The sequence below is a fragment of the Achromobacter colocynthidis genome (assembly GCF_057334535.1).
In genome coordinates this window covers 287795-311535 of sequence record NZ_JBHFIZ010000024.1, presented here as the reverse complement: position 1 = coordinate 311535, position 23741 = coordinate 287795, and the positions used below count along the sequence as shown (strand labels likewise).

23 protein-coding genes and 2 tRNA genes are annotated in these 23741 nt (G+C 64.4%); 14 read left to right on the top strand and 11 right to left on the bottom strand.

Annotated elements, in window-relative coordinates; all coding sequences use genetic code 11:
- Window positions 1-18 precede the first annotated feature (18 nt).
- Together ACE04A_RS10085 and ACE04A_RS10080 are read left to right on the top strand one after the other, a co-directional pair.
- Window positions 19-834 (top strand): competence/damage-inducible protein A, encoded by an 816-nt coding sequence (locus tag ACE04A_RS10085; protein WP_259252288.1) that lies wholly within the window; start codon window positions 19-21, stop codon window positions 832-834.
- Window positions 835-957: 123 nt separating this feature from the next.
- Complete coding sequence (locus ACE04A_RS10080; protein ID WP_100852918.1) at window positions 958-1821, top strand: IclR family transcriptional regulator; 864 nt, start codon at window positions 958-960, stop codon at window positions 1819-1821.
- A gap of 73 nt (window positions 1822-1894) precedes the next feature.
- On the opposite strand, the gene ACE04A_RS10075 is transcribed toward ACE04A_RS10080, so the two are convergent.
- Window positions 1895-2872, bottom strand: coding sequence for a tripartite tricarboxylate transporter substrate binding protein BugD (locus tag ACE04A_RS10075; protein WP_259252286.1), 978 nt, complete (start codon window positions 2870-2872; stop codon window positions 1895-1897).
- Window positions 2873-3255: 383 nt separating this feature from the next.
- Between ACE04A_RS10075 and ACE04A_RS10070 the strand changes: the two genes are divergently transcribed.
- Window positions 3256-3834 (top strand): phasin family protein, encoded by a 579-nt coding sequence (locus ACE04A_RS10070; protein WP_100852916.1) that lies wholly within the window; start codon window positions 3256-3258, stop codon window positions 3832-3834.
- Window positions 3835-4039: 205 nt separating this feature from the next.
- On the opposite strand, the gene ACE04A_RS10065 is transcribed toward ACE04A_RS10070, so the two are convergent.
- The 5 genes from ACE04A_RS10065 to ACE04A_RS10045 all read right to left on the bottom strand — a co-directional run bounded on the left by ACE04A_RS10065 (window position 4040) and on the right by ACE04A_RS10045 (window position 8217).
- Entirely contained in the window at window positions 4040-5083 is a 1044-nt protein-coding gene (locus ACE04A_RS10065; RefSeq protein WP_448718674.1) for a quinone-dependent dihydroorotate dehydrogenase, read from the bottom strand.
- A gap of 64 nt (window positions 5084-5147) precedes the next feature.
- Window positions 5148-5882 (bottom strand): arginyltransferase, encoded by a 735-nt coding sequence (locus ACE04A_RS10060; RefSeq protein WP_259252281.1) that lies wholly within the window; start codon window positions 5880-5882, stop codon window positions 5148-5150.
- A 40-nt stretch (window positions 5883-5922) separates the two neighbouring features.
- Window positions 5923-6696, bottom strand: coding sequence for a leucyl/phenylalanyl-tRNA--protein transferase (aat, locus tag ACE04A_RS10055; protein ID WP_448718673.1), 774 nt, complete (start codon window positions 6694-6696; stop codon window positions 5923-5925).
- Window positions 6693-7274: an NUDIX hydrolase gene (locus ACE04A_RS10050; protein ID WP_100852912.1), complete on the bottom strand. Its 582-nt coding sequence runs from the start codon at window positions 7272-7274 to the stop codon at window positions 6693-6695. The genes aat and ACE04A_RS10050 overlap by 4 nt, the downstream gene beginning before the upstream one ends.
- Before the next feature lie 10 nt (window positions 7275-7284).
- Window positions 7285-8217, bottom strand: coding sequence for a LysR family transcriptional regulator (locus ACE04A_RS10045; protein WP_448718672.1), 933 nt, complete (start codon window positions 8215-8217; stop codon window positions 7285-7287).
- 128 nt (window positions 8218-8345) lie between these two features.
- Here ACE04A_RS10045 and ACE04A_RS10040 point away from each other — a divergent pair, with 128 nt between their 5' ends.
- Entirely contained in the window at window positions 8346-8747 is a 402-nt protein-coding gene (locus ACE04A_RS10040) for a DoxX family protein (RefSeq protein ID WP_259252268.1), read from the top strand.
- 19 nt (window positions 8748-8766) lie between these two features.
- On the opposite strand, the gene ACE04A_RS10035 is transcribed toward ACE04A_RS10040, so the two are convergent.
- The 5 genes from ACE04A_RS10035 to ACE04A_RS10015 all read right to left on the bottom strand — a co-directional run bounded on the left by ACE04A_RS10035 (window position 8767) and on the right by ACE04A_RS10015 (window position 11335).
- Window positions 8767-9357 (bottom strand): DUF2946 family protein, encoded by a 591-nt coding sequence (locus tag ACE04A_RS10035; RefSeq protein WP_448718671.1) that lies wholly within the window; start codon window positions 9355-9357, stop codon window positions 8767-8769.
- Window positions 9358-9359: 2 nt separating this feature from the next.
- A complete protein-coding gene (locus tag ACE04A_RS10030) occupies window positions 9360-9722 on the bottom strand; it encodes a hypothetical protein (protein ID WP_438858063.1) in 363 nt (120 codons plus the stop codon).
- Between the two features lie 120 nt (window positions 9723-9842).
- Window positions 9843-9916: transfer RNA gene (locus tag ACE04A_RS10025), tRNA-Cys, on the bottom strand.
- A gap of 55 nt (window positions 9917-9971) precedes the next feature.
- Window positions 9972-10047: transfer RNA gene (locus tag ACE04A_RS10020), tRNA-Gly, on the bottom strand.
- 136 nt (window positions 10048-10183) lie between these two features.
- Window positions 10184-11335 carry a GlxA family transcriptional regulator gene (locus ACE04A_RS10015; protein WP_448718670.1) on the bottom strand — a complete coding sequence of 384 codons (1152 nt, stop codon included), beginning with the start codon at window positions 11333-11335 and terminating at the stop codon, window positions 10184-10186.
- Window positions 11336-11626: 291 nt separating this feature from the next.
- Here ACE04A_RS10015 and ACE04A_RS10010 point away from each other — a divergent pair, with 291 nt between their 5' ends.
- From ACE04A_RS10010 to ACE04A_RS09965, 10 genes are all read left to right on the top strand, one after another.
- Window positions 11627-12904 (top strand): serine hydroxymethyltransferase, encoded by a 1278-nt coding sequence (locus ACE04A_RS10010; protein WP_259252262.1) that lies wholly within the window; start codon window positions 11627-11629, stop codon window positions 12902-12904.
- Window positions 12905-12931: 27 nt separating this feature from the next.
- On the top strand, window positions 12932-13918 hold the full coding sequence (locus ACE04A_RS10005; protein WP_448718669.1) for a dipeptidase: 987 nt from the start codon (window positions 12932-12934) through the stop codon (window positions 13916-13918).
- A gap of 12 nt (window positions 13919-13930) precedes the next feature.
- Complete coding sequence (locus ACE04A_RS10000; protein ID WP_259252258.1) at window positions 13931-14452, top strand: 4-vinyl reductase; 522 nt, start codon at window positions 13931-13933, stop codon at window positions 14450-14452.
- An 8-nt stretch (window positions 14453-14460) separates the two neighbouring features.
- On the top strand, window positions 14461-16524 hold the full coding sequence (locus ACE04A_RS09995; RefSeq protein WP_485820080.1) for an oxidoreductase: 2064 nt from the start codon (window positions 14461-14463) through the stop codon (window positions 16522-16524).
- A 2-nt stretch (window positions 16525-16526) separates the two neighbouring features.
- The gene (locus ACE04A_RS09990) at window positions 16527-18425 is read left to right on the top strand and encodes a (Fe-S)-binding protein (protein WP_448718667.1); all 1899 of its coding nucleotides are present in this window, start codon (window positions 16527-16529) and stop codon (window positions 18423-18425) included.
- Window positions 18425-19531 carry an electron transfer flavoprotein subunit alpha/FixB family protein gene (locus ACE04A_RS09985; RefSeq protein ID WP_485820111.1) on the top strand — a complete coding sequence of 369 codons (1107 nt, stop codon included), beginning with the start codon at window positions 18425-18427 and terminating at the stop codon, window positions 19529-19531. Before ACE04A_RS09990 ends, ACE04A_RS09985 begins: the two co-directional genes overlap by 1 nt.
- Window positions 19524-20285 carry an electron transfer flavoprotein subunit beta/FixA family protein gene (locus ACE04A_RS09980; RefSeq protein WP_448718666.1) on the top strand — a complete coding sequence of 254 codons (762 nt, stop codon included), beginning with the start codon at window positions 19524-19526 and terminating at the stop codon, window positions 20283-20285. The genes ACE04A_RS09985 and ACE04A_RS09980 overlap by 8 nt, the downstream gene beginning before the upstream one ends.
- Window positions 20286-20294: 9 nt before the next feature.
- Window positions 20295-21572 carry an aromatic ring-hydroxylating oxygenase subunit alpha gene (locus tag ACE04A_RS09975; RefSeq protein ID WP_448718665.1) on the top strand — a complete coding sequence of 426 codons (1278 nt, stop codon included), beginning with the start codon at window positions 20295-20297 and terminating at the stop codon, window positions 21570-21572.
- A 9-nt stretch (window positions 21573-21581) separates the two neighbouring features.
- The gene (locus tag ACE04A_RS09970; RefSeq protein WP_448718664.1) at window positions 21582-22697 is read left to right on the top strand and encodes an FAD-binding oxidoreductase; all 1116 of its coding nucleotides are present in this window, start codon (window positions 21582-21584) and stop codon (window positions 22695-22697) included.
- Window positions 22698-22824: 127 nt separating this feature from the next.
- The coding region (locus tag ACE04A_RS09965) for a GlxA family transcriptional regulator (RefSeq protein WP_485820110.1) at window positions 22825-23741 on the top strand (917 nt) is incomplete at its 3' end.

Genomic DNA, 23741 nt, shown 5'->3' with positions numbered 1-23741 from the left:
TACCTTCTGGAATTGGACATGGCCGCAGAATCCGCCGCCCGCCGCATTGGCCTCATCATCGTCGGGGATGAAATCCTCTCGGGCCGTCGTCAGGACAAGCATTTTTCGAAAGTCGTCGAGCTGCTAAGCGCGCGCGGCATGCAACTGGGCTGGGCCGAGTTTCTGCCCGACGACCGCGACACCTTGGTGGCCGCGTATCGGCGCAGCTTCGCCACCGGCGACGTGGTGTTTTCGTGTGGCGGCATCGGCGGCACGCCCGACGACCATACCCGTCAGGCGGCGGCCGCCGCCCTGGGCTTGCCGCTGGCCTTGCACCCGGAAGCCGAGCAAGCCATCGCCTTGCGCACCGCTGAAATGGCCGAGAAGGGGCAGGGCACGGCCGACATGAGCGCGCCCGAGAACCAGCAGCGCCTGCAGATGGGCATGTTCCCGGAAGGCTGCGAGATCGTGCCGAACCCGTACAACCGCATTCCGGGCTTTTTCATTCAGGATCACACCTTCGTGCCCGGCTTTCCCGTGATGGCCTGGCCGATGCTGGAATGGACGCTGGACACTCGCTATCGTGCGCTGCAGCATGTGCGGGCCCACGTCGAGCATTCTTTCCTGGTGTTCAGCATGCCGGAATCACGCATCACACCGGCCATGGTCAGCGTGGAAAGCCGGTGGCCGGACGTGCGCGCGTTCAGCTTGCCCAGCGTCGGCGAAGCTGGCGGGACGCCCCATATCGAGCTGGGTGTGAAGGGTGAACCGGTCGGTGCTGCCGAGGCGCTTGAGTTCCTGCGTGCCGAGGTCTTGCGGCTGGGTGGAAAGCTGGCTCCGCCGGCCGCCGCATAGGAAATCTTGCAAAAAGCCATTGCAAAATGGCGTCGTAAATTTCACAATACGGGAAAGGACTGTTTGCTGCGTTGCCGCAAGACCGGGCTTTTTCGGTGTTGCGGCGCTAGCCTTATCTAACCTATGCCCCGTCTTTCGACACCCCGCACTCCCTTGGACGCCGAGACCGAAGGCGCGTCCAGCCATCCCATCGCCATCCAGGTGATCGAGCGCGCCATGCGTCTGCTGGATGCCCTGGCCGCGCAGCAGGATCCCGTCACGCTGAAGGAATTGTCGGCCACCACGGGGCTGCATGCGTCCACCGCGCACCGCATTCTTAATGACCTGGTTGTGGGCCGCTACGTTGAGCGCGTCGACAACGGCCTGTACCAGTTGGGCATGCGGCTGCTGGAATTGGGGTCATTGGTGAAGGGCCGTCTGAATGTTCGCGAGGCCGCCATTTCGGCCATGCGTTCCCTGCACAAGCTGACCGGGCAGACGATCAACCTGTCGGTGCAGCAGGGGGATGAAATTGTCTATATCGACCGTGCCTGGAGCGAGCGCTCCGGCATGCAGGTGGTGCGCGCCATCGGGGGGCGCGCGCCGTTGCACCTGACGTCGACGGGCAAGCTGTTCCTGTCCACCGGCGACACGCGGCAGGTGCGCGCCTACGCGCTGCGTACCGGTCTTGCCGGCCATACGCGCAACAGCCTGACCGACCTGGACCGCCTGGAACGGGAATTGGCGCTGGTGCGACGCCACGGCTATGCGCGCGACAACGAAGAGCTTGAGCTGGGCGTGCGTTGCATCGCCGCGGGCATTTTTGATGACACCGGCAAGCTGGTGGCCGGGCTGTCCATCTCGGCGCCCGCCGAACGCTTGCAGGACGATTGGATCAAGGCGCTGGTCGACACCGCTGCCAGTATTTCCGAAGCGCTGGGTTACGAGCCCTCGGTTTCCACCGGCTTCAATGGTTTGGGTATGGCCGCGGAAGCCCTGCGGCCATAGAGCGGGCAGAGCTTGCCTCCATGAGGAAAAAGAAAAGCCCCTTGCGGGGCTTTTCTCGTTCTTGCCTACTGCATTATTGGGGCTCAAGGCCCGCTTTCTTGAACAGCTCGGCCCATTGCGGGACTTGCTGCTTGACCTTGGCCTCAAGCGCCTGCGGGTTGGCTTCCGCGGTCAGCACCGAGGCGCCAAGCTGCTTCATGCGTTCCTGGAACTTGGGGTCGGCCAAGCCGGCTTGCAGGCTCTTGACCAGTTTGTCCACCACCGGCTTGGGCGTGCCCTTCGGCACCCACATTCCGTGCCAGATACCCACTTCGAATCCCTTGTAGCCGGACTCGTCCATGGTGGGCAGGTTGGGCAGCGTGGGCACACGCTTCAGGCTGGTCACGGCGTAGGCCTTGACCTTGCCGCTTTCGATCTGTTGCGTGGTGTTGGTGGTCTGGTCGCACATCAGGTCCACCTGCTTGCCCAGCAGGTCGTTCATGGCCGGGGCCGTGCCCTTGTATGGAATCGTCAGCAACTGGACGCCGAGTGCTTCAACCAGCATGGTGCCGCACAGATGGCTGGCCGCGCCGATGCCGGCGTTGGCAAGCGACACCTTGTCCTTGTTCTTTTTGACGTAGTCGGCCAGTTCCTTGATGTTGTTGGGCGGGAAGTCCGAGCGCGCGACGATGGTCATGGGCACATCAACCACCAGGCCGACGGGCTCGAAGCCCTTGAACGGATCGTAGCCAGGGTTCTTGTACAGCGAGGGCGCGGTGGTGAAGCCGGCGTGCATCAGCAGGACGGAATAGCCGTCCGGCTGGGCGCGTGCAACCTGCGTCGTGCCGATGGTGCCACCGGCGCCGCCCTTGTTTTCGACCACGACCGTCTGTCCCAGGCTTGGCCGCATGGCTTCCGCCAGGGAGCGGGCAACGTTGTCGGTGGGGCCACCCGCGGCGAACGGCACGACCATATTGATGGGGCGTTCCGGATATTCCGCTTGGGCGGCGCCAGCCGCGAACATGGCGCTGGCCGCGAGCAGGGCCGAAAGCGTGCGGGGAATTAGGGTCATGAAGTCTCCAATTGCAGGGTTTTGCTTGCTGCGATTTAGTTATTGACCGCTGATTTATGATTTGTTTTTTCTGTCATCAGCGTGCAAGCAGTTTAGAAAAGAATTGATACGCCGTCATGTCCGGTATTTCCCGAATCATGGGAAAAACTTGTCTAGGATCAAAGACGTGCAAACCTGTGCACCGTTAAAGTGCAAATACTTGTTGCGTTGCACAAAAACTGCTTGACAACAATTTCTGCCAGTCTAGAATGTGAATTGTGCAGTGCATCAAACGGGCCGGCGGTAGCTTGTAGTACCAGTTTCCGCGCACGTTTTTATCTCTCGTCGCAGACAACCAATCCTTCTTGCCGGAAAGCGTCCGGCTACCTCTAAAGGAGCATTCTATGAGCGCAATTCCGCAACAAGTCCTGGACCGCCAAAAGGCCAGCATCAACACTTTCGTGGCTGCCCAGTCCGCCGTTTTCGCTGGCTTTGAAAAGCTGGTCGAACTGAATATGAAGGTCGTGCGCGCCACGCTGGACGAAGTCGCCCAGAAGTCGCAGCTAGCCTCTGAAGTCAAGGATCCGCAGGAAGCCGCCGCGTTTGCCTCGGGCCTGCTGCAGCCGGGCGCTGAAAAGGCCATGGCCTACACCAAGCACGTGTATGACATCGTTGCCGGTGTGCAAGGCAGCCTGGTCAAGCTGACCGAAGAACAAATCGCTGAAAGCCAGCAGCAACTGAGCGAAGCCGTCGACCAACTGTCGAAGAACGCTCCGGCTGGTTCCGAAAGCGCCGTCGCCCTGATCAAGTCCTCGCTGGCCACCGCGACCAGCGCTTACGATTCCGTGACCAAGGCCGCCAAGCAGGCTGCTGAAGTTGCCGAGTCGAACCTGAATGCCGCCGCCAACGCGACCTTCAAGGCAGCAACGGATGCCGCCGATGCCGCCACCAAGGTTGCCAGCCGTAGCCGTCGCACCGCCTGAGTCTTGGCGCGCGATGCTGCGCAAATCGCAGTAATGTAGTACTGTTGAGTGACAGAGCAGAGCTGGAATTAGGGCCACCCACAGGGTGGCCCCTTTTTTTTGCCTGGCGCTATTGGCCGGGTGCACAGGGGAAGCACTCCCTGGGTGCACTCGGGAAGCCCCAAGTGCGCACTTCGGAAGCACCCGGGGCACACCTTTTTGACGTCTAGCGTTTTGCCGTCGCGCGCACGCACTCGCCGACCAGGGCCGGGCCGCGGTAGATCAGGCCCGTGTACAGCTGCACGGCATCCGCGCCGGCAGCCATTTTTTCGCGCGCTTGCTGGCCCGACAGCACGCCGCCCACGCCAATGATTGCCAAGCTGTTGCCCAGCTGTCCCTTCAGGCGGCGTATCACTTTCAACGACAATTCATGCACCGGGGCGCCCGACAGGCCGCCGGCTTCTTCGGCGTGCGCCTGGCCCGCGACCGCGTCGCGCGACAGCGTGGTGTTGGTGGCGATAACGCCGTCGATGCCGTGGCGCGGCAGCGTATCGGCAATGGCGTCGATCTGTTCTTGCGTCAGGTCCGGGGCGATCTTCACCGCCATGGGCACGCGGCGCTGGTGCTGGTCTTCCAAGGCCCGGCGCTTGTCGGCCAACTGCGCCAGCAGTGCCGACAGTTCGTCGCCGCTTTGCAGCGCGCGCAGATTCTTGGTGTTCGGCGACGAAATATTCACCGTCACGTAGTCGGCATGCGGGTACACCCCTTCCAGGCCGATCAGGTAATCGTCGGCGGCGCGCTCGATGGGCGTGTCCGCATTCTTGCCGATATTCAGGCCCAGGATGCCGCCTTGCTTGCGCCACTGGCTGCGTTGCACGTTGGCCAGAAAGGCGGGCAGGCCCTGGTTATTGAAGCCCAGGCGGTTGATCAGCGCATTGGCGCGCGGCAACCGGAACATGCGCGGCTTGGGGTTGCCGGGTTGCGCGCGCGGGGTCACCGTGCCCACCTCGATAAAACCAAAGCCCAGGTTGCCCAGCGCATCGATATAGGCGCCGTTCTTGTCCAGCCCCGCCGCCAACCCGATCGGGTTTTCCAGTTGCATGCCCATCAGCGTGCATGGCGCCTTGGGCTGCGCATGCATCAGCTTGCGCGTGGCGCCGCATTCATACGCGCGTTGCAGGCCCGACAGCGTAATTTCGTGGGCGGTTTCCGCATCCATGGCGAACAACGCCGGGCGGGCCAGGGGATAGGCGTGGAAGAGGATAGACATGGGGCGGAATTGTAGAGCGAATTTCGCCGCGCTTGCGCTAAACCCAGGCTACCCCGGAATCAAGTCAAAGGGACGGATTGGCCTGGTCCCGCCATTCGCCATCGACCAGGAACTGCGCGGGATGGAAGCTGGACTTATAAGACATCTTGCGGCTCTCGGCGATCCAGTAGCCCAGATAGAGCCAGGGCAGGTTCAGCGTGCGGCACTGCTCGATCTGCCACAGGATGCTGTAGGTGCCCAGGCTGCCTTCGATGTCGGGGTCATAGAAGGTGTAGACCGACGACAGCCCGTCATCCAGCACGTCGATGATCGAGACCATCATCAGCACACCCTCGGGGTCACGAAATTCCACCAGGCGCGTGTTGACCCGGCTGGTCAGCAGGAACTGCGCGTACTGCGTGCGGCTGTCTTCGTCCATGCCGCCGCCCGGGTGCCGGCCCTGCTGATAGCGCGTGTAGAGCCGATAGTGTTCGGGCGACCAGGCCAGTTCTGCCACGAACGACTGCAGGGATTGATGGTCACGCCAGGCGCGCCGTTGGCTGCGGTTGGGCGCGAAGCCCGCCGTGTCCACGCGCACGGGCACGCAGGCACGGCAATTGTCGCAATGGGGACGGTACGTGAACAACCCGCTGCGGCGAAACCCTTGTTCGACCAACTGCGAATAGGTGCCCGCGTTGATCAGATGGCCCGGCGCGGCAACCTGCGACCGCGCCTGGCGACCCGGCAGATAGCTGCAAGGGTAGGGAGCGGTTGCGTAGAACTGCAGCGTGGAGAAGGGGAGTTCTTTGAGCTGGCTCATGGAGTAGTGCGCATCGCGCGGTACGTCCGCGATGAGATGGCTACATATTAACGCTTAAGTCGCCGCCGGATGGGGCGTCCGGCAGCAGGCGCGCGGCGCTGTCCAGGGTGCCCCGCGCCCAGAAAATCGGGGGCTGTGCCGTGGCATGGCGGACGTACTCGAGAAACTGCGCGCGCGGGATCGGGCGGGCGCCCAGGCTGGCCAGATGCTGTGTCTGCTGCTGGCAATCAATGCGTTCCACGCCTTGCGCCGCCAGATAACGCACCAGGTAGGCCAGGGCGATCTTTGACGCGTTGGGCGCGCGGGTAAACATGGATTCGCCGAAGAACATGCGGCCCAGGCTGATGCCATAAAGGCCGCCGGCCAGTTCGCCGTCGATCCACGTTTCGATACTGTGCACATAGCCCGCCCGGTGCCAGTCCGCATACGCCTGCTGCATGGCGCTGGTGATCCAGGTGCCCGGCTGCCCCGCGCGCGGGGCCGCGCATTGCGCCATGACGTCGGAAAAGACGGTGTCCACCCGCACCTGCACGCGCGGCTGCGCGTCAAGTTCCTGGCTGGCAATTTGCCGCAGCAGCTTGCGCAGTGAATGGGAGGGGGAAAAATCCTTGATCGCCAGCACCATGCGCGGGTCCGGGCTCCACCACAGCACGGGCTCGCCTTCCGAATACCAGGGAAAGATGCCGTTGGAATACGCCTGGATCAGGCGGTCGGTGGACAGGTCGGCGCCGGCCGCGAGCAGGCCGTCAGGTTCCGTCAGCGCATATTCCGCGGGCGGAAACGGAGTGTCGACGGCAAGCCAGGGAAGCTTCAACGGTGCGATTCTAGGGTGTAGTGATGGGGGACGAACGCGCCTTGCTTGCGGTCGTCGAAGTAGTGGCGCAGCGTGGTCGCCACGGTGCGAAACGCCAGATCGTCCCAGGGAATGTCGGCTTCGTCGTACCAGCGGGCTTCCAGGCTTTCGGGGCCGGGATCCAGTTCGGGCCCCAGCGCCTGGGCCAGATAGAACACGTGTACCTGATCGATCTGCGGCAGGTCGATCATGGTGTAGAGCTCGCCCAGTTGGATGCGCGCACCCGATTCCTCAAGCGTTTCGCGGGCCGCGCCTTGGGCCGTGCTTTCGCCCAGCTCCATGAAGCCGGCCGGCAGCGTCCAGGTGTTGTATCGCGGTTCGATCGCGCGCCGGCACAGCAGCACGCGGTTTTCCCAAACGGGCACCGTGCCGACCACCAAACGCGGGTTTTGGTAGTGGATGGCGCCGCAGTGATCGCAGATGTCGCGTTCACGGTTGTCGCCTTCCGGCACCCGGCGGTTGACGGGCGTGCCGCACTGGCTGCAAAAAAGCGAACGGCGGGGGGCGGGGAAGTATTCGATGGACGATTTGGCGGTCATGGGCTCGATTCTAACGGCTGCGGCGCGGACCGGCGCGTCCCCCGGGGACGGCCGGGGCGGCGCTGCCGAACCGTTCTTCCAGGTGCTCGACGAACGACCTCACCTTGGGCGACAGAAACCGGCGATGCGGGTAGATGGCGTACATGGAAATCGGGGTGTGCGCGTAGTCGGCCAGCAAGGCCACCAGTCGGCCGGCGCGGATATCGTCGCCGACCAGGAATTCGGGTTGCAGAATAATGCCATGGCCGGCCAGCGACGCGGTGCGCAGCACGTCGCCGTTGTTGGCGCGTAACGCGGCGGTGATGCGCACCAGATGCGTGACCCCGTCTTTCTCGAAGTGCCATTCATTGCCGGTACTGGCATAGGCGTAGTGCAAGCAACGGTGCTGCTTCAGATCTTCGGGCGTCTTTGGTGTGCCATGGTGCTTCAGGTAGGCGGGGGCGGCGCAAACCAGCAATTGCTGCGGGGCCAGGGGGCGTGCCACCAACGACGAGTCTTGCAGCGGCCCGATCCGCACCGCCACGTCGTAGCCGTCTTCCACCAGGTCCACCACGCGGTCGTTCAGGTCCAGGTCGATGACTACGTCGGGATAGCGTTGCAGATATTCCGCAATGGCGGGCCCCAGATGCAGAATGCCGAACGATACCGGCGCACTGACCCGAAGGCGCCCGCTGGGGCGCTGGCCCTCGGCCTGTAGCGACAACTCCAGGTCCGCCACCTCCGCCAGAATCGGGCGCACCCGCTCGTAGAACGCGCGCCCGGCGTCGGTCATGCTGAGTTTGCGCGTGGTGCGGTTCAGCAGGCGTACACCGTACTTCTGTTCCAGATAGGCAATCTGCCGCGTCACAACGGAGCGCGCCTGGCCCATCTTGTCGGCCGCCGCCGCAAAAGAGCCCAATTCAACGACCTTGGCGTAGGTCTGCATCGCGGTGTGGGTATCCAAGATTGTTTCCTAACGGGGAACAATAATTTGCAATTCTGCAGGTTTATCTTTGTTTTTGGAATCGCAAGAATAGCGCCCTTGGAAGGATCTCCCGTGTCGGGAGATTCCCAACCGCACAAGGAATTGCAATGATCGATACCCGTACCGCGCCTTACGCCGCGCTGCTGCTGCGCGTGGCGCTTGGCGTCATGTTCCTGGCCCACGGCCTGACCAAGCTGCTGGTGTTCACGCTGCCCGGCACCGCGCAGTTCTTCGCCAAGATCGGTTTCGCCGGCTGGCTGGCCTATCCCGTCACGTTCTTCGAAGTGGGTGCCGGCGTGCTATTGATTTTGGGCATCGTGCCGCGCTGGGTGGCGGCGATCGCGGTGGTGCAATTGTTCGTGGCGTCCACCGTGCACTTTGGCAATGGCTGGGGCTTTGGCAATGCCGGCGGGGGTTGGGAATATCCGATCTTCCTGACCATGGCCGCCGCCGTGCTGGTGCTGCTGGGTGATGGCAAGTTTGCCCTGGTCAAGAGCGGGCGCGGCTGACAGAACCCGCGCTGGCGAATCAGCCAGCCGGATTGGGATCGAACCCCAGGCGTCGCGCTACATCCTGCCGCGTAATCGCGCACAGGGGCGCGGCGGCGTACACGCCAGGCCAGGAAACCGAGATCGTCGTGTCAGGCGCAAGGTCGGCCAAGGTGTCAATCAGTGGGGCCCCATTCTCGGTACACAGTTTGTCCAGCACCGCGGGCAGGTCGCGGTCCAGCAGCAAGCCGGCGCCTGCCTGGGTGGCCGCGTACAACTGGCCCGCGTCGTCCAGCCACCAGCTACTGATGGCGTCGACCGCCACATCCGTATGCGTCAACAGGCGGCGGTTGTCGTCGCTCAGGCGAAGCACGAACGGCGCGCCGTCCAGGCGCACGAAGACCCGCTGCGGCCCATTCTGGAAATACCAGCGGCCCGCGTCGTCATGTTCATAGTTGCGGTTGATGAAGTCCAGGATCTGGGTATTGGTAATGGATTCGCCCGCGCCGCCTTGCGCGGCCTGGCCCTGCGGATGCAGGCGCCACCGGCCGCGTCCGTCCAGCGACAGCCAGCCAAACACCGCCGGCACGTTGGGCCAGCGGGCGAGCGCGTCCTTTACCGATTGATCCATGTTCAGGGCCGAATGATGATGGAAGGCGGCGTGATGACAATGGCGGGGGCCGCCATCGGCACGACAACCTGGGGCTGTGCATAGTACCCGTGCCGATAATCATCGCGGCACTTGCGCTTTTCCTGGTATTCGCCGTTGCGCTTCCATTTGCGCTCGACCTTGCACGCGCCGTCCCAGTATTTTTCCTTGTACTCGCGTCCGTGACGATGGTGATGGCGGTCGTCGTCATCGGCCTGGGCAGCTATCGGTGCAAGCGACAGCAAGGCGGCGGTCGACAGGGCAAGCATGGGCGAACAGGCGCGGGAAATCAGAATGCGGTGCATGGTGTCGACGTGAGTGGAAAACGGCGTCACCTTAGCAATCATTCGATTGTCCGCGCGTAGGGATGCGTAACGAGTTGCGAGAGGCGGGGGGCGGGGTAGGAGGCTCGACCGTGCCGCGCCAGAAAACAAAAAGGCCCGCATCGCTGCGAGCCTTAAAGATACTGGAGGCGCAAGCCGGAATCGAACCGACGTACACGGATTTGCAATCCGCTGCATAACCACTCTGCCATTGCGCCAGCACTTGCAAGAAAAAAGGAAGCGCGGTGTTGGCCGATGCTTCCTTCTTGTATTTGGAGCGGGAGACGAGTCTCGAACTCGCGACCTCAACCTTGGCAAGGTTGCGCTCTACCAACTGAGCTACTCCCGCGTTGTACTGCTGTCGTACAGCTATTGCTGCACTGCCACTGCTGAAATTCATGAAAATTTTCAGCGGGTTTCGGTGAAATTCGAGAAGCTTTCCTCGAAGGCCGTGTTCACCAAAGACAGCGATTATACACAGAATCTCAGGCTTGTGTAGCGCTGCGGGTGGCGCGGGGGAAAAAGGCGTTCGGGTCCAGGTCCGTGCTCAGGCCAGCCCCCAATCTGGCATCCAACCCGGCCCCCGATCCCGGCCCCGATCCCGGCCCCGATCCCGGCCCCGATCCTGGTCCCAACGCCGGGCCATGCCGATCGTGGTCAAACGACTGCGGATTGCGTCGTTCCGAGCTGGGGGCGGCCCCATAGAGCGCCCGGTACGTCTTGCTGAAATGACAGGCCGACTGGAAGCCGCAGGCGGACGTGATGCTGGTGATCGACATCGGCGTCTGGCGCAGCAGTGCGCGTGCGTGGCGCAACCTCAGGCTTAGATAGTGCTGCTTGGGCGTAGTGCCCAGGTGTTCGCGGAACAACCTTTGCAATTGCCGCTGCGAAGCCCCCGACAGATGCGCCAGCTCGTCCAGCGACAACGGCTCTTTCAGGTTGACCTCCATCAGCGCGATGACTTCGGCCAGCGCGGGATGCGCGGCGGGCATGCGCATCGATGCGGGCATGCGCTGCTTGTCCTTGTGGTCGCGCACATGTCCGATGGTGAACTGGTTGGCGATCAGGGCGACGATGCCGGCGCCGACCGATACCCCTACCAGGTTCAACATCATGTCCAGCGGCGCGGTGCCGCCCGTGCACGTGATGCGGTCGCGGTCGATCACGAACAGGTCTTGCGACAAGCGGCTTTTGGGGAATTCACGTTGCAGCATTGCCAGGTCTTCCCAGTGCGTCGCGCAACGGTAGCCGTCGAGCAGGCCGGCACGCAGCAGCGCGTGGGCGCCCGTGCACAGGCTACCCAGCGTCACATCGCGCGCGGCCAGGTGTTGCAGCCATTGCAACGTGGCGCGGTCGAAGTCGGCGTTTGCGCGCGTGCCGCCGCAAACGAACACGGCGTCGGGCGGATCGGCATCGTTCGGCACGCTGGCGTGTACGGCCAGCCCGTTGCTGGCCGCGACCGGCCCGGATGAAGCGCTGACGATGGACCATCGGTAATAAGGCCGGCCCAGCAAATGGTTGGCCATGCGCAGCACTTCAATCGCGGTCATGAACGACAGCATGGTGAATTGCGGCAAGGGCAGGAAACCGAAGTGCCGAAGATGCTGGCGATCCGGGCTCGGCAAGCGTGCATTCATGGCGAGGCTCCTTGGTCGGATGTGGGCGCACTGGGATGCCGGCTCGAAGGATTCGGCATGGGACCGTTGCATCGTAGGCCAGCCGCGCGCTCGTGCCCTTAGGACGAATACGAAAATTTGCAGAACATTGATGCAGGCGGCTTGCCGGCCGATGGCGATTGCCGTTGTCGTAATCGGACAAGATCTGGTCCGGTTCAGATAACAGCGTCCAGGACCTTTGGGAAAGAATGCTCCACACGGCCGGTTCATGCCGGATTTCCGAACGTCATTGCTACCGAAGGCAGGGTCGTCATGTTCCAGTCCTCGTCGTCTTTTTTCTCCGCGCCGCTGGCCAAGCGCGACCCTGTCGTGATGGCCATGCAGGAACGCGAGTTGCGCCGCCAACAGACGCAAATCGAACTGATCGCATCTGAAAACCTGGTGTCCCGCGCCGTGATGGAAGCGCAGGGCTCGGTGTTGACCAACAAGTACGCCGAAGGCTATGTGGGGCGGCGCTTCTACGGTGGCTGCGAACACATGGACGAAGTGGAATCGCTGGCGCTGCTGCGCGTCCGCGAGCTGTTCCAGGCCGACTACGCCAACGTGCAGCCGCATTCGGGCGCCCAGGCCAACGGCGCGGTCATGCTGGCCTTGCTGGAACCCGGCGACACCGTCCTGGGCATGTCGCTGGATGCCGGTGGGCACCTGACCCACGGCGCGCGGCCCGCGATGTCGGGGCGCTGGTTCAACGCCGTGCAGTACGGCGTGCGCCAATACGACAGCCTGATCGACTACGACGAAGTGCGGCGCCTGGCGCTGGCGCACCGACCCAAGCTCATCATCGCGGGCTTTTCCGCCTACCCAAGGCAGCCGGACTTCGCCCGCTTTCGCCAGATCGCCGACGAGGCCGGGGCGCTGCTGATGGTGGACATGGCGCATATTGCCGGCCTGGTCGCGGCCGGCAAGCATCCAAGTCCGTTCCCGCATGCGCACGTTGTGACCTCGACCACGCATAAGACGTTGCGCGGTCCAAGAGGCGGCTTCATCCTGACCAACGACGGCGCAATCGCCAGGAAGATCAATTCCGCGGTGTTCCCCGGGCTGCAAGGTGGCCCGCTGATGCATGTGGTGGCGGCCAAGACGGTGGCCTTCGGCGAGGCCCTGCAAACGGACTTCAAGCGCTACATCGACCGCGTCCTGATCAATGCGAAAACGCTTGGCCACGTGCTGATGGCGGGCGGCATCGACCTGGTTTCGGGCGGCACGGACAACCACCTTCTATTGCTGGACCTGCGTTCCAAGGGGCTCACGGGCGCCCATGTCGAGCGCACCCTTGAGCAGGCGGGTATCACCTGCAACAAGAACGGCATTCCTTTCGATACGCAAAGCCCGTCAGTGACTTCCGGCATCCGCCTGGGCACGCCGGCAGCCACGTCGCGCGGGTTCGGCGAGGACGAATTTCGCGCCATCGGGGAAATGATCGTCCACGTGATCGACATGCTGGCCACCAGCCCAGACGAGCACGAAGCCACCGAGCGACGGATCCGAGCCGAGGTCCAGGCGCTCTGCCAGCGCCATCCCATCTACTGAACGGCACCTTTCCCGGGGGGGAACCGCATGACTACGCTTCATCAGAAAAGTATGGTTATCGACGGCCTGATCATCTCGAAATGGGACCGGTCCGTGTTCAAAGACATGAAGCGGGGCGGGTTGACGGCCGCCAACTGCACGGTGTCGGTATGGGAAGGGTTCGAACAAACCGTCGCCAACATCGCCGCCATGAAAGCGCTGATTCGCGCCAATGAAGACCTGGTGACCTTGGTGCGCACCACCGAAGATATCCGCCAAGCCAAGCGCGACGGCAAGACGGGCATCATCCTGGGCTTTCAGAACGGCCACGCATTCCAGGACAACCTGGGCACGGTTGAAGCCTTTGCCGACATGGGGGTGCGCGTGGTTCAGCTTTGCTACAACACCCAGAACCTGATCGGCACAGGGTGCTACGAACGTGACGGCGGCTTGTCCGGCTACGGCCGCGAAGTCGTCGCCGAAATGAACCGGGTCGGCATCATGGTGGACTTGTCCCACGTAGGCGCCACGACGTCCGAAGAGGCGATCCTGGCTTCTTCCAAACCCGTGTGCTATTCGCACTGCCTGCCGGCCGGGCTGAAAGAACACCCGCGCAACAAGAGCGACGCGCAGTTGCGCTTTATTGCAGAGCGCGGCGGGTTCATCGGTGTGACGATGTTTCCGCCCTTTCTCAAGCGCGGCGTGGAATCCACCGTGGACGACTATGTCGAGGCCATCGGCTATGTCGTCGACCTGGTCGGCGAAGACGCGGTGGGCATCGGCACCGATTTCACGCAAGGATATGGCCAGCCATTCTTCGATTGGCTGACGCACGACAAGGGCCGCCATCGTCGGCTGACGGACTTCGGCGCCATCCGCAACCCCGAGGGCATTCAGACCATCGGCGAATTCCCCAATCTGACCGCCGCGATGCAGCGCGCGGGCTGGAGCGAGATCCACATCCGGAAAATCCTGGGCGAGAACTGGCTGCACGTGTTCGGCGAAGTCTGGCCCTTGGGCGTGCAGGCAGCTTAAGGAGCGGTGAAGATGAATCCCCAGGTTCCGATCAACGTCAACGAGCAGACGGGCGTCTGGAGCACGGACGGCATGCCGATGCTGTATGTGCCACGACATTTCTTCATCAACAACCATGCGGCTGTCGAAGCCGCGCTGGGGCACGAGGCCTACGCGCGCATCCTGTACGGCGCCGGACATCGTTCCGCTTACCACTGGTGCGAGCAGGAAGCGCGCGAACATCGCCTGGCCGGCCTTGCCGTCTATGAGCACTATCTGACGCGGCTGTCGCAACGAGGCTGGGGCCTGTTCAGGCTGACCGATGCCGATCCCACCGCGATGACCGCGCGCATCGTGTTGCGCCATTCCGCCTTCGTGCTTGGTCAACCACAGGCGGCCGGCAAGTGTTGCCACATGTTCTCGGGGTGGTTCGCGGGGGCCATGGACTGGCTTGCCGACCAGCACGGTGGCGCCACGCGGGCGCAGTGCGTGGAAAGCCAGTGCGCCGCGGAAGGGCACGCGCACTGCGAATTCACCGTTAGCCCTGTCGCCTGAGGCCGGTCATGCGTTATCCCCATTTGTTTGCGCCATTGACGCTGAACCGGTTGGTGCTGCGCAACCGCATCGTCAGCACCGCACACGCCGAGGTGCATGCGGAACCCGGCGGCCTGCCCGGTGACCGCTACATCGCCTATTACGAGGAAAAGGCGAAGGGCGGCCTGGGTCTTGCCATCTGCGGCGGGTCCAGCCCGGTGTCGCAAGACAGTCCGCAAGGCTGGTGGCGGTCGGTCAACCTGACGACCGACCGCGTCATCGAACCGCTGGCAAAACTCAGCGACGCCATGCACCGCCACGGCGCCAAGGTCATGATCCAGGCAACGCACATGGGAAGGCGCTCGGCCTGGCATGGCGAACACTGGCCGCATCTGCTGTCACCGTCCGGCGTGCGCGAGCCCGTGCACCGGGGCAACGCCAAGACCATCGAAGTGGAAGAGATCGGGCGCATCATCGGCGACTTCGCCGCGGCCGCCAAGCGGGTGCAGCAGGCGGGCATGGACGGCATCGAGATATCGGCCGCGCACCAGCATCTGATCGACCAATTCTGGAGCCCGCGCACCAACTTCCGCAACGACGCCTATGGCGGCAGCCTGCGCAATCGTCTGCGCTTTGGGCTGGATGTGTTGCAAGCCGTCCGCGAAGCCGTGGGCGCGGATTTCTGCGTGGGTCTGCGCATGTGCGGCGATGAATTCCACGACGACGGCCTTGACCACGAAGCCTTGCGCGAGATTGCGCAAGCCATGGCCGAGACGGGGCTGATCGACTACCTGGGTGTGATCGGGTCGGGGGCGGACACGCACAATTCCCTGGCCAATTGCATGCCGCCGATGGCGCTTCCGCCCGAACCCTTTGCGTATCTGGCGGCCGGCATCAAGTCGGTGGTGCGAATACCGGTGATGCACGCGCAAAGCATCCGCGACGCGGTGCAGGCCGAGCGCCTGCTGGCCGCGGGCCACGCCGACCTGGTCGGCATGACGCGCGCCCACATTGCGGACCCGCATCTGGTCGTGAAAATACGTGACGACCGCGAAGACGAGATCAAGCAGTGCGTGGGCGCCAATTACTGCATCGATCGGCAGTACGACGGCCTGGACGTGCTGTGCATCCAGAATGCGGCGACCGCCCGCGAAGAGACCATGCCACACGTGGTTCCGCGTTCACGCGGCCCACATCGAAAAATAGTGGTGGTGGGCGCCGGCCCGGCAGGCATGGAGGCCGCGCGTGTCTGTGCTGAGCGCGGGCATGACGTGGTGCTGTTCGAGCGGGGCGCTGCCATCGGCGGCCAGATCCTGCTGGCGGCAAAGGCGCCGCAGCGCGAGCAGATGGACGGCATCGTGCGGTGGTTTGCGCTGGAACTCAAACGCCTGGGCGTGGACTGCCGGCTGGATACGCTGGCCACCGAGGACATGGTGTTGGCGCAGCGTCCCGATATCGTGGTGCTGGCCACGGGCGGTTTGAGCCATGTGCACGAACAGCCGGACTGGGGCGTCGCACGCGGGCTGGCGGTCAGCTCCTGGGACATCCTGTCGGGCGCGGTCGAGCCCGCTCGCAACGTATTGGTCTATGACGGCGTCAGCACGCACGCAGGCGCGGGCGTGGCCGACTTTCTGGCCAGCCGGGGCGCACAAGTAGAGATCGTGACGCCCGACCCCAAGGTGGCCGACGACGTGGGCGGCACCACCTTCCCGATCTTCTATCGCCGCCTGTATGCGCGGCAGGTTGTGTTAACCCCCAACCATTGGCTCCTGCGTGTCAGCGCCGAGGGTGACAAGAAAGTCGCGCTGCTGCGCAACGAATACACCGAAGAGCGCGAAGAACGCCTGGTGGATCAGGTGGTCATTGAAAACGGCATCACGCCCAACGACGCGCTTTACGGCATGCTCAAGCGCAAGTCCGCCAACATGGGGCAGACCGACGTGCATGCGCTGTACGCGGCCGACCCGCAACCCGCGCTTGGCCAGCCTTTGGGCGATGGCCGATTCCTGCTCTTTCGCGTGGGTGATTGCGTGTCGATGCACAACATCCACGCGGCCATCTACGACGCTTTGCGGCTGTGCAAGGACTTCTGATCATGCAACCGTTCGCCATCGCCATTACCGTGCTGTTCTGGCTGTCGCTGCTGGGTCTGGGCGTGGGTGGCTTGCGCCGGGCCGCGCTATGGCGCGTGGGCCGTGCCGCTCCGGTGCGCTGGCGCGACCTGCTGGCCGTGCCCAAGCGGTACTTCGTCGATCTGCATCGCGTGGTGGCGCGCGATCCCTACATCGCCCGCACGCACGTGGCGACGGCCGGCGCCGCCGTGGCCGCGATGGCGCTGGTGGCAGTGAACTACGGCCTGGCGTTGTACGTTCCGGCCTTGGACCATGCCATCGCCGTGGCGGCGCTGGTGATGCTGGGCGGCCTGCTGTTCGTCTGGCATCGGCGTCGCCAGCCGCCCGCGCGCTTGTCGCGCGGGGTGTGGAGCCGTCTGCCCTGGATGCTGGGCGCCTTCGCGTTGGCTCTGCTCTTGCTTGGTGGGGTGTCGACGACGTTGCTATCGGGCGCGGCGGGCGTCGCCACCGTGGCGCTGCTGGCGCTGGGCGCGTGGGAACTGACGGTGGGCGTGGCCCGTGGGGGGCCGATGAAGCACGCGTTGGCGGGCCTGCTGCATCTGGCTTTTCATCCTCGGCCAGAACGATTCGGCCGCGCGTCACCCGGCCAGAAGGCGGCCTTGCGCCCGCTGCCGTTGCTTGCCGACCCGGCGTCCGCGCCCTTGGGCGTGGGCAAGCCGGCGTCCTTCGCCTGGAACCAACTGCTGAGCTTTGATGCCTGCGTGCAGTGCGGCAAATGCGAAGCCGCCTGCCCGGCGTATGCGGCGGGCCAGCCCTTGAATCCCAAGAAACTGATCCAGGACATGGTGGTGGGCATGGCGGGCGGATCGGACGCCGCGTACGCCGGCAGCCCCATGCCGGGCCGGCCCGTGGGCAACTGCAAGGGCGGGGCCCATAGCGCCATCGTGCCGGGGCTGCTCGCCGCCGAATCGTTGTGGGCCTGCACCACCTGCCGCGCCTGCGTGCACGAATGCCCCATGCTGATCGAACACGTGGACGCCGTTATCGACATGCGTCGCCAGCAGACGCTTGAACATGGCGCGGTGCCGGGCACGGCGCCCACGGTGCTGGCCAACTTGCGCGAAACGGGCTCGGCCGGGGGCTATGACCTGGGCGCGCGCTACCACTGGGCAGTGGACCTGGATGTGGCGGAGGCTCAGCCCGGCAAACCCGTGGACGTGTTGTTGATTGCCGGCGAGGGCGCATTCGGTCTGCGCTACCAGCGCAGCCTGCGGGCACTGGTCAAGGCGATGCGCGCGGGTGGAGTGGACTTTGCGGTGCTGGGCGCTTGCGAGACCGACACCGGCGACGTCGCTCGACGCCTGGGCGATGAAGCCACCTTCCAACTTCTGGCCGGCCGCCTCATGCGGACCTTGTCGCACCTGACGTTCGAGCGCATCGTCACGGCCGACCCGCACATCTTGCACAGCCTGCGCAACGAATACCCCGCGCTGGGCGGCCATTACCGCGTACTGCACCACACCAGTTTGCTGGCGCAGTTGGCGGGCACGGGCCGCTTGCGGCTGAAGCCGGCCGACAACCCCGCGCCCCTGACCTATCACGACCCCTGTTATCTGGGCCGCTACAACGGCGAGACCGAGGCGCCGCGTGAGCTATTGCGCCACCTGGGTATGACGGTCAACGAAATGACACGCCATGGGTTGAATGGGCGCTGCTGCGGAGGTGGTGGCGGGGCCGCGCTGACGGATATTCCGGGCGAACGGCGCATTCCCGACATTCGCATCCAGGACGCTCGCGACGTGGGCGCACACCGGGTGGTGGTCGCCTGCCCAAACTGCACGGCCATGCTGGAAGGCGTGGTCGGGCCAAGGCCGGACGTGCGCGATATCGCGGAACTGGTGGCCGACGCCTTGGAGGCATGATGCATCGCATACGCAGAGTCGATCCGCGCAGACCCCACACCGTAACGGAAGCAGGAATCCGGCGCATCGTGCTGGGCGAAGGCAGCCCGTCATCGGGCCCGAACATGCAGGCTGATACCGAAATAAAGCCCTTACGGGCCGCCGAGGCACGGCGCTGCATGCTCGCCGTGGCGCACAGCGACCGTGGCCAACTGGACCCGCACGCGCGGCAGGCCGTGGCCGCCGCCGCCCTGCTTGCCGAGCAAGACACCTTCGTGCATTTGCTGGTTTTCGGCGAATTCGACGGCGATGCCGGGGCACTGGGCGCGGACCGCCTCACCGTCATCACCGCGCCGCCCGCCTATGCGCCTGATGCCGAACTGGCCATCTTGATGGCGCTGATGGAGCGTGACCGCCCGCTGCATGTCTTCCTGCCTGACAACGGCCTGCCCGACGGCGACCTGGGCCGGCGCTTGGCGGCCGCCACGGGCGATACCGCGGCGGCCCATGTGGTGGAACTTAGCGCCGATAGCGTGGCCAGCCCCTATCTGCGGGCGGGCCTGCGCCGGGCGCGCCAGGCCTTGCCGCGCATCGTGCTGCTGGCGCCGGACGCCATCGATGACCGTCTGCCCTTCGTCGGGCAAGGCGAGAGCGCGCGCGTCATGCCGCTGCCGATGAACTCGGCCTACCGCGATCAGGGCACTCGCACGCTACCCGCAACGGAAGTGGGCCTGGAAGAGGCCGACCTGATCGTGTCGGCGGGCAATGGCGTGCGCGACTTGTCCGGCTTCCAGGCCTTGGCCGACGCGTTGGGCGCAGCGGTGGGCGCCAGCCGGGTCGCGGTTGACGATGGGCGCTTCTCGCGGGGCCAGCAAATCGGCGCCACGGGCAAGACGGTCAGCGCCAGCGCGTACCTGGCATTCGGCATCTCGGGCGCGGTGCAGCATCTGCAAGGCATCAAAGATTGCCGGCACGTCATCGCGGTCAACCTGGACGCCAGCGCGCCGCTGGTCAGGCGCGCCGATCTCAGCATCATCGACGACACCAAACGGGTAGCCGAGGCACTACTGGCCGAAGTCAGGCAGGCGCGTGCCGCCCGTCGCAACCCCAAGGCCAGCCATGACTAAGCCGCGCATCGTGGTGCTGGTATCGGTGGGCGAACACCCCGTCAGCGCGGTGGCGCGCTCAAGCCGCAATGACGCGCTTGCGCTGGCATTGGCGCGGATGCTTGCGGGCGGTGACGTGGATGTGGTCCACGCGGGCGACCCCGCCGCCCCGGCGCTGCGCGACTACCTGGCGCTGGGCGCAGCCGTGATCGAGGCGATTGACGTTGCCCCTGGCGGCGACGTCCTCCAAGCACTGGCTGAGCACGTGCGCGACTACGACCTGGTGCTCTGCGGCACGCGGGCGGAAAGTGGCGCGGGCAGCGGCCTCCTGCCTTATCTGCTGGCGCAGGCGCTGCACAGGCCGCTGTTGCCCGCCGTCTTGTCGGCCGAGAACCACGCGGGCAGCGTCGTCACGCAGCAATGGCTGCCCAAAGGCAGGCGGCGTGAAGTCGCCGCCACGCTGCCGGCAGTGCTGGCGGTGCATCCCCTGGCCTCGTTGGACCTGCGCCACGTCTATGCACGGCAGCGCGCCGGCCGGATCGTGGCGCGCGAGTCAACGGCGGTGGCCGCCCCGCTTGCCGCGCTGCGGATAGAAGCGGCGCATGGGCGCCCACGCAAATTGGCGGCGCGCGAATCTCGGTCGGGTCATGCTCGGCTGTTGGCCGCGATCACGATGGAAAGCCGCGGCGGGGCCGTCATCACCGACGGCAGCCCTCTTGAGAAGGCGCAGGCGGTCATCGCCTATCTGCGCACCCACAGCCTGATCGATTACTGAGGTGGATCAATGACCTTCATCAAGCAGATTCCCGTTGTTCGCCAGACTGTAGACGACTCGGTCCGCGCGATGATCGCCCGGCGCCGTCAGGGTTACAGCCTTGAGGCCGATTTCTACCTGAGCCCAGCCATCTTCGATGCGGACATGGAAGAGATATTCGGGCGCCACTGGATATTCGTAGCCGTCGAACCAGACATTCCTGAACCCGGCGACTATCTGGCGGTGGAGGTGGGGCGGCAGTCCGTCGTGCTGGTTCGCGACGACGAAGGGCAGGTGCGTGCGTACCACAACGTATGCCGGCATCGCGGCGCGCGCCTTTGCGTGCAGCCGCAGGGCTCGGTCGGCAACCTGGTGTGTTCCTACCATCAATGGACGTACACGCTGAACGGCAAGCTGGCCTACGCCGAGCATATGGGCGATGGGTTCGACAAGAGCCTCTACAGCCTGAAGCCCGTGCGGGTCGAGAGCCTGAGCGGCCTGATCTTCATCTGCCTGGATCCGGACGCACCGGACGACTTCGCCGTGATGCGCGAACAGGTGGAGCCCTACCTGCGGCCGCACCAGATACGCGACTGCAAGGTTGCCGCGCAGATCGACATCATTGAAGACTGCAACTGGAAGCTCACCATGGAGAACAACCGCGAGTGTTATCACTGCGCGGTGAATCATCCCGAGCTGACCGTGTCGCTGTTCGAATTCGGTTTTGGCTATCAGCCATCGCCCGCGAACGCCGAGCAAATGGCGCACTTCGACCGGATATCGGCAGAGCGTTGCCAGGAATGGGAGGCCGCCGGCCTGCCCTCGGCGGAGCTTGAAGCGCTGGACGGCTGTGTCACGGGCTTCCGCGTACGGCGGCTGCCGCTGGACCTTGCCGGGGAATCCCAGACGCTGGACGGCAACGCGGCGTCGAAGAAGTTGCTGGGCGGGTTGTCGCGGCGCGACCTGGGGGGCTTGTCGCTATGGACGCAGCCCAACGCCTGGTTTCACTTGATGAGCGACCACATCGTGGCCTTCTCGGCGCTGCCGCTGGGGCCCGAAAAGACGCTGGTGCGCACCCGTTGGCTGGTACACAAGGACGCGGTTGAGAACGTGGACTACAGCGTCGACAACCTGACCGCCGTGTGGCGCGCCACCAATGCGCAAGACCGCGCGCTGGTAGAACTTTCGCAGCAGGGGGTGCGCAGCCCGGCGTATCAGCCCGGGCCTTATTCGCCTTACACCGAGAGCCTGGTCGACAAGTTCTGCAATTGGTATGTCGGCCGCCTGGCGGCCCGCTACGTGGATTAAGAGGCCGCCATGCCGCACGCGCTTTTACGCATCCATCAGCCCGGCTTCTGGCAGCGGCTGCCTTCACCGTGGGACAGCAACGTCGAGGAAACCCTGCTGTGCTGCCAGGTGCGGCAAGAGACGGCCGATGTAAAGAGCTTCTACTTTCGCTCGCGCGCCGGGCATGCGTTTCAGTTTTCGCCCGGACAATTCCTGACGCTGGAGCTGGACATCGACGGCGAACCGTTCAACCGCTGCTACACGATTTCGTCTCCGCCGACTCGGCCGCACACCTTGTCCATTACGGTCAAGCGGGTGCCGGGGGGAAAGGTGTCGAACTGGTTGCATGATTGCCTGGAAGTGGGGGATGTGTTGCGGGTGCTGGGTCCGGCGGGCGAATTTTCGTCGGCCCTGCATCCCGCCCCGCGATATCTTTTCCTGTCGGCCGGCTCCGGTATCACGCCCCTGATGTCCATGGTGCGCACCCATCGCGATCTCTGCGATGACCGCGATACGGTGTTCGTGCATAGCGCCCGCACGCCTGACGACATTATTTTCAGCCGCGAGCTGGCCTTGCTGTCGGCAAGCCAGCGTCATTTTCGCGCGCACTTCATCTGCGAATCGTTGGGCCAGCACGCAGGATGGCACGGGCTGACCGGGCGCCTGAGCCTGCCGCTGCTGGAACTGATGGCGCCTGATTTCCTGCGGCGCGAAATTTTCGTTTGCGGGCCCGCGCCCTACATGCTGGCGGTGCGTGACATGCTGGAGTCGGCCGGCTTTGACATGGCGCGCCATCACGAAGAGAGCTTCTCGTTTGATGCGCTGTCCAAACCCGCCGAGGCCGTCGCTTCAACCGACGCGGCGTTGGCAAGCGCGGCCCAACCCGCCTTCAGCATCCACTTCCAGAAAAGCCAGCGCACCATACAATGCGCGGCCGGTCAGCCTTTGCTGGACGCCGCGCGTGACGCGGGCCTGCGGCTGGCGGCGTCTTGTACGCAGGGCCTGTGCGGCACCTGCAAGGTGCGCTTGCTGGATGGGCGGGTGGATATGCGGCACCAGGGCGGAATCCGCCAGCGCGAGATCGATCAGGGCATGGTGTTGCTGTGCTGTAGCCGTCCGCTAAGCAATTTGCTCATCGATAAGTGATGGGGATCAAGATTCAATGACTACGCACCGAGCTTTCGCGCGCCTTTCTGCTGAGTCCTGGCCCGTGTCTCAACCCGAGCTACAGCCCGATCCCGAGCCCGCGCGGCACACCGCCGGCGCGCCCCAGCTGCATTTCGGATTCTTGCTGCTGCCGAAGTTTTCGATGATTGCGTTTTCCGGGGCGGTGGAAGTGCTGCGCATGGCCAACTACGTCAGTCGGCGCGAGCTCTACCGCTGGTCGGTCATGACGCTGGATGGCGCGGAAGTCGAAGCCAGCAACCACTTGCCGATCGGGCCACTGGCTCCTTCCGGAAGGGAAGACGGCTGGGACGCGGTATTCGTCTGCGGCGGCATACAGGTGCAGGACCACGTCACCGAGCCCGTCGTCAGGCTGCTCCACGGCCTGGCCCGGCAAGGCGTGGCGCTGGGCGGCATCTGTACAGGCAGCTATGCGCTGGTCAAGGCTGGCCTGATGGCAGGTTATCGCTGCGCCATGCACTGGGAAAACCTGTACGCCGTGCGCGAGGAATTCCCTTCCGTTGAACTGACCGACGAACTGTTCGCGATCGACCGCGACCGCCTGACCAGTTCGGGCGGCACCGCGCCCATCGACCTGATGCTGGGCATTACGGCGGAGCGCTTCGGGATGGCGCTGGCCGACGGCGTGTCAGAGCAGTTCGGCCTGGATCGGATCCGCGCGTCCACCGAGCCGCAGCACATTCCCATGGTGGCCAGGGTCGGGTTCAACCGCGAAGAGCTGGTCAACGTGGCCCAACTGATGGAAGCGCATATCGAAGACCCGCTGACGTTCAAGCAGATTGCCGGCCAGATAGGCCTGTCGCAGCGGCAGTTGCAGCGCATGTTCAAGTATTACCTGGGCATGTCGCCGATGCGCTACTACCTGTGGTTGCGGCTGCTGCGCGCCCGCGAACTATTGCTGCAGACGCGCATGACCATCATGGGCGTGACGGTAGCCTGTGGTTTTCAGTCGCCTTGCCATTTCAGCAAGGCGTACCGCGCTCGCTTCGGGCGGGCGCCCAGCAG